This window comes from Pseudomonas sp. UBA6276, from assembly GCF_002438365.1.
GTDB classification, from domain to species: domain Bacteria; phylum Pseudomonadota; class Gammaproteobacteria; order Pseudomonadales; family Pseudomonadaceae; genus Aquipseudomonas; species Aquipseudomonas coleopterorum.
On sequence record NZ_DJUS01000125.1, the window covers coordinates 1 to 4,937 of the forward strand.

The 4,937-nt window shown below is 62.5% G+C and carries 5 protein-coding genes; all 5 read right to left on the bottom strand.

Annotation, left to right across the window (positions count from 1 at the left end):
• Positions 1 to 74, bottom strand: a 74-nt coding sequence (locus tag B2V21_RS21620; protein ID WP_414708404.1) for a hypothetical protein, incomplete at its 3' end; no start/stop codon positions are given.
• Between the two features lie 125 nt (positions 75 to 199).
• On the bottom strand, positions 200 to 1,336 hold the full coding sequence (carA, locus tag B2V21_RS14500) for a glutamine-hydrolyzing carbamoyl-phosphate synthase small subunit (protein WP_122743197.1): 1,137 nt from the start codon (positions 1,334 to 1,336) through the stop codon (positions 200 to 202).
• 321 nt (positions 1,337 to 1,657) lie between these two features.
• Complete coding sequence (gene dapB, locus B2V21_RS14505; protein ID WP_286917213.1) at positions 1,658 to 2,461, bottom strand: 4-hydroxy-tetrahydrodipicolinate reductase; 804 nt, start codon at positions 2,459 to 2,461, stop codon at positions 1,658 to 1,660.
• A 17-nt stretch (positions 2,462 to 2,478) separates the two neighbouring features.
• Positions 2,479 to 3,606, bottom strand: coding sequence for a molecular chaperone DnaJ (gene dnaJ / locus B2V21_RS14510; RefSeq protein ID WP_049858660.1), 1,128 nt, complete (start codon positions 3,604 to 3,606; stop codon positions 2,479 to 2,481).
• A gap of 186 nt (positions 3,607 to 3,792) precedes the next feature.
• Positions 3,793 to 4,937 (bottom strand): Hsp70 family protein (locus B2V21_RS14515; protein WP_286917214.1); only part of this gene is annotated, 1,145 nt, incomplete at its 5' end.

Consider the following 4,937-nt stretch of genomic DNA (forward strand, 5'->3'; position numbering starts at 1 on the left):
TCGCAGGCCTGGCCGATGACGATCGGGCCGGCACCAAGAATCAGGATGCTTTTCAAGTCTGTACGTTTTGGCATGGTTCTCACTCAATTGCGCAGTTCAGCCGGCTGCCCGCCTGGACTTTATTGGGCGGCGCCCTGGCGGCCTGTCCGTCTTCGACGGGGCCAGCCGGGGCGCGCGTTACACACGGGTCCGACAGGAATCAGCGGCGTTTGGCCATCGATTCGATGAAGCGGTCGAACAGTGGCGAGACGTCGTTGGGGCCAGGGCTGGCTTCAGGGTGACCCTGGAAGCTGAAGGCGGCCTTGTCGGTCAGCTCGATGCCCTGCAGGGTGCCATCGAACAGCGATTTGTGGATCGCACGCACATTGCTCGGCAGCGTCGCCTCGTCTACCGCGAAACCATGGTTCTGGCTGGTGATCATCACCACGCCGCTGTCGACGTCCTGGACCGGGTGGTTGGCGCCGTGGTGGCCGTGACCCATCTTGACGGTCTTGGCGCCGGCGGCCAGGGCCAGTAACTGGTGACCCAGGCAGATACCGAAGACCGGAATCTCGGTCTGCAGCACTTCCTTGATCGCCTGGATAGCGTAGTCGCAGGGCTCTGGATCGCCAGGGCCGTTGGACAGGAACACGCCATCGGGGTTGAGGGCGAGCACGTCGGCGGCCGGGGTTTGCGCCGGCACCACGGTCAGGTGGCAGCCGCGCTCGACGAGCATGCGCAGGATGTTAACCTTGACGCCGTAGTCGTAGGCGACCACGTGGTACGGCAATTCACTGTTGGGCACGTCGGGGTGGCTGTCGGACTTGAGATCCCAGACACTGGAGCGCCACTGGTAGGTGTCCTTGGTGCTGACTTCCTTGGCCAGGTCCATGCCCTTGAGGCCAGGGAAGGCGCGAGCGGCGGCGATGGCGGCCTCTTCGCTGATGTCGTCGCCGGCCATGATGCAGCCGTTCTGCGCGCCCTTCTCACGCAGGATGCGGGTCAGGCGGCGGGTATCGATGCCGGCGATGGCGACGACATTGTTGGCTTTCAGGTATTCGTCCAGGGACAGCGTGTTGCGCCAGTTGCTGGCAACCAGCGGCAGGTCGCGGATCACCAGGCCTGCGGACCAGACGCGATCGGATTCGGCGTCTTCGGGCGTGGTGCCGGTGTTGCCGATGTGGGGGTAGGTCAGGGTAACGATTTGCTGGGCATAGGAAGGATCGGTAAGGATTTCCTGATAGCCGGTCATGGCGGTGTTGAACACCACCTCACCAACGGTTTGCCCGTCGGCTCCAATGGCTTCGCCGCGAAAGATGCTGCCATCGGCAAGGGCGAGTATGGCTGGCTTAGTCAAGAAGACCTCCCGTAAATAAAGCCTGAAAGGGCGATCGCAGGTTGTAAAAAAGCGGAATGCCGTATGGATACGTCACCCCGCTTCTTTTCATCGAATTATCTGCGCGCTTTTAGTGGACACACTAAAGCTGTAGCTTACAGAAAAGAGGGGTTTTGGTCTACCGCGAATGCGGTGGGAAGTTCGCGTGATGCGACAGGGGGCAGGGATTTGTGGGGATGGGGCTGACGTCTTCGCGGGCAGAGCCCGCTCCCACAGGTGAACACCACCCTTGTGGGAGCGGGGTGGGCGACGAGCCCTCTGCCCGCTAAGGGGTCAGCGAAGTCAATGCAGGTCGAGCACATCCTGCATGTCGTAGAAGCCTGGGGCACGGCCGTCGAGCCAGAGGGCGGCGCGTACCGCACCCTTGGCGAACGTCATGCGGCTGGAGGCCTTGTGGGTGATCTCGACGCGCTCGCCATCGGCGGCGAACAGCACGGTGTGGTCACCCACCACGTCACCGGCACGCACAGTGGCGAAACCGATGGTCTGACGCTCACGGGCGCCGGTCTGGCCTTCACGGCCGTAGACCGCCACTTGCTTGAGGTCGCGACCCAAGGCATTGGCAACCACTTCACCCATGCGCACGGCCGTGCCCGACGGAGCATCGACCTTGTGCCGGTGATGGGCTTCCATGATCTCGATGTCGACATCGTCGCCCAACACCCGTGCAGCGGTGTCGAGCAGCTTCAGGCACAGGTTGACGCCGACGCTGAAGTTGGCAGCGAAGACGATCGGAATGTCCTTGCCTGCCTCGGCCAGCAACGCCTTCTCCTCGGGACTGAAACCGGTCGTGCCGATGACCATGGCCTTGCCGGCCTTGCGGCAGAACGCCAGATTCTTCAGGGTTACGGTCGGGTGGGTGAAGTCGATCAATACATCGAACTCCTCCCCCACCTTCGCCACGTCACCCGACAACGGCACGCCAATACGACCCAGCGCCGCCAGCTCACCGGCATCGGCGCCGACCAGCGTGCTGTCCGGCCGGTCGACCGCAGCAGTCAGACCGGCGCCGGGCGCCAGCTGGACCGCTTCGATCAACGTCTTGCCCATGCGCCCGGCGGCGCCCATCACAGCTATACGTCGCATGCTCGAATCCTTATGCCTTACAGGTCGCCGAAGAACCGCTTCACACCCTCGAACCAGCCATTGGCCTTGGGCGAATGGGATTCGTCGCCTTCCAGCGAAGTGCGGAATTCTTCCAGCAACTCACGCTGACGGCGGTTGAGGTTGACGGGCGTTTCCACCGCCACTCGGCACATCAGATCGCCAGCACCACCGCCACGCACGGGCGCAACGCCCTTGCCGCGCAGACGGAACTGCTTGCCGGTCTGGGTGCCTTCCGGGATCTTCAGCTTGACCCGACCGTCGAGGGTCGGCACTTCCAGCTCGCCGCCCAAGGCCGCATCGGTGAAGCTGATCGGCACTTCGCAGTACAGGTGCTTGCCGTCGCGCTGGAAGATCGCGTGCTCGCGCACGTTGATGACCACGTACAGATCGCCGGTCGGACCGCCCTGCATGCCCGCCTCGCCTTCGCCGGAGAGGCGAATGCGGTCGCCGGTGTCGACACCCGAAGGCACCTTGACCGAGAGGGTCTTGTACTCTTCGACACGGCCTTCGCCGTGGCACGAATCGCACGGGTCGGAGATGATCTTGCCCTGGCCATGGCAGCGCGGGCAGGTCTGCTGTACCGAGAAGAAGCCCTGCTGCATGCGCACCTGGCCGATACCGCCACAGGTTGGGCAGGTGATCGGCGCCGAGCCCTTCTTCGCGCCACTGCCGTCGCAGGGCTTGCAGTTGACCAGCGTCGGCACACGGATACTGACCGTAGTGCCGCGCACGGCTTCTTCCAGGTTCAGCTCGAGCGTGTAGCGCAGGTCGCTGCCACGCTGGGCGCCACCGCGGCCATTGCCGCCACGGCCGCCACCGAAGAAATCGCTGAACACATCACCGAAGATGTCGGAGAAATTCTGCCCGCCGAAGCCCTGGCCACCGCCACCCATGCTCGGGTCGACGCCGGCATGACCGTACTGGTCGTATGCCGCGCGCTTGCTGGCGTCGGACAGCACTTCGTAGGCCTCGTTGGCCTCCTTGAAGGCTTCTTCGGATTCCTTGCTGTCGGGGTTGCGATCCGGGTGATGCTTCATCGCGAGGCGGCGATAGGCCTTCTTCAGATCCGCTTCGCTGGAGCCACGCTCCACCCCCAGAACCTCGTAATAGTCACGCTTTGCCATAAGTCTTTTTACTCTTTTGGGAGCCAGCACGCAGGGGCGCCGCTGACCGCGCCGCCAACATCCGATCGCTGTCGCATGTTGTTAAAATTCGTGTATTCCAGACACGCCAACGCGGGAGCAAGCCCCCGCGCGGCGACATCCTACCAGTCACCGTGCGAGCACAGTCAACCGGCCGACCAACAAGAATTACTTGTTGTCTTTGACTTCTTCGAATTCGGCATCGACGACGTCGTCGTGCTTGCCGGCTTCTTCCGCTGGCTGAGCAGCGGCACCTTCAGGCTTCTCGGCCTGTTCGGCGTACATCTTCTGCGCCACTGGAGCGGAGACCTTGGACAGTTCTTCGACCTTGGCATCGATCGCCGCCTTGTCGTCGCCCTTGACCGCAGTTTCCAGCGCCACGACGGCCGCTTCGATGGCAGTCTTCTCGTCGGCAGTGACCTTGTCACCTGCGTCAGCGACCATCTTGCGAGTCGAGTGCACAAGTGCATCACCCTGGTTGCGGGCAGCGGCCAGCTCTTCGAACTTGCGGTCTTCCTCGGCGTTGACTTCAGCATCACGAACCATCTGCTGAATTTCGTCTTCGGACAGACCGGAGTTGGCCTTGATCACGATCGACTGAGTCTTGCCGGTGGCCTTGTCCTTCGCGCCGACGTGCAGGATGCCGTTGGCATCGATGTCAAAGGTCACTTCGATCTGCGGTACGCCACGTGGAGCCGGTGGAATCTCGGCCAGGTCGAACTTGCCCAGCGACTTGTTCTGCGCGGCTTGCTTGCGCTCGCCCTGCAGGACGTGGATGGTCACGGCGCCCTGGTTGTCGTCGGCGGTCGAGAATACCTGCGATTTCTTGGTAGGAATCGTGGTGTTCTTCTCGATCAGCGCAGTCATCACGCCACCCATGGTTTCGATACCCAGGGTCAGCGGGCTGACGTCGAGCAGCAGCACGTCTTTCACGTCACCGGCCAGAACGGCGCCCTGGATGGCAGCACCCATGGCAACGGCTTCGTCAGGGTTGACGTCCTTGCGAGCTTCCTTACCGAAGAAATCGGTCACCAACTTCTGTACCAGCGGCATACGGGTCTGACCACCGACCAGGATCACGTCGTTGATCGCGCCAACGTCGATACCGGCGTCTTTCATGGCAGTGCGGCAAGGTTCGATGGTGCGTTGAACCAGGTCTTCGACCAGGGATTCCAGCTTGGCGCGGGAGATCTTCACGTTCAAGTGCTTCGGACCGGTCGCGTCTGCAGTGATGTACGGCAGGTTGACGTCGGTCGACTGGCTCGAGGACAGTTCGATCTTGGCTTTTTCCGCAGCTTCCTTCAGGCGCTGCA

Excerpts from the sequence above, each read along its gene's own strand:
- dapB (WP_286917213.1), bottom strand. The coding sequence starts at position 2,461 with ATGCGACGTATAGCTGTGATGGGCGCCGCCGGGCGCATGGGCAAGACG.
- dnaJ (WP_049858660.1), bottom strand. The coding sequence starts at position 3,606 with ATGGCAAAGCGTGACTATTACGAGGTTCTGGGGGTGGAGCGTGGCTCC.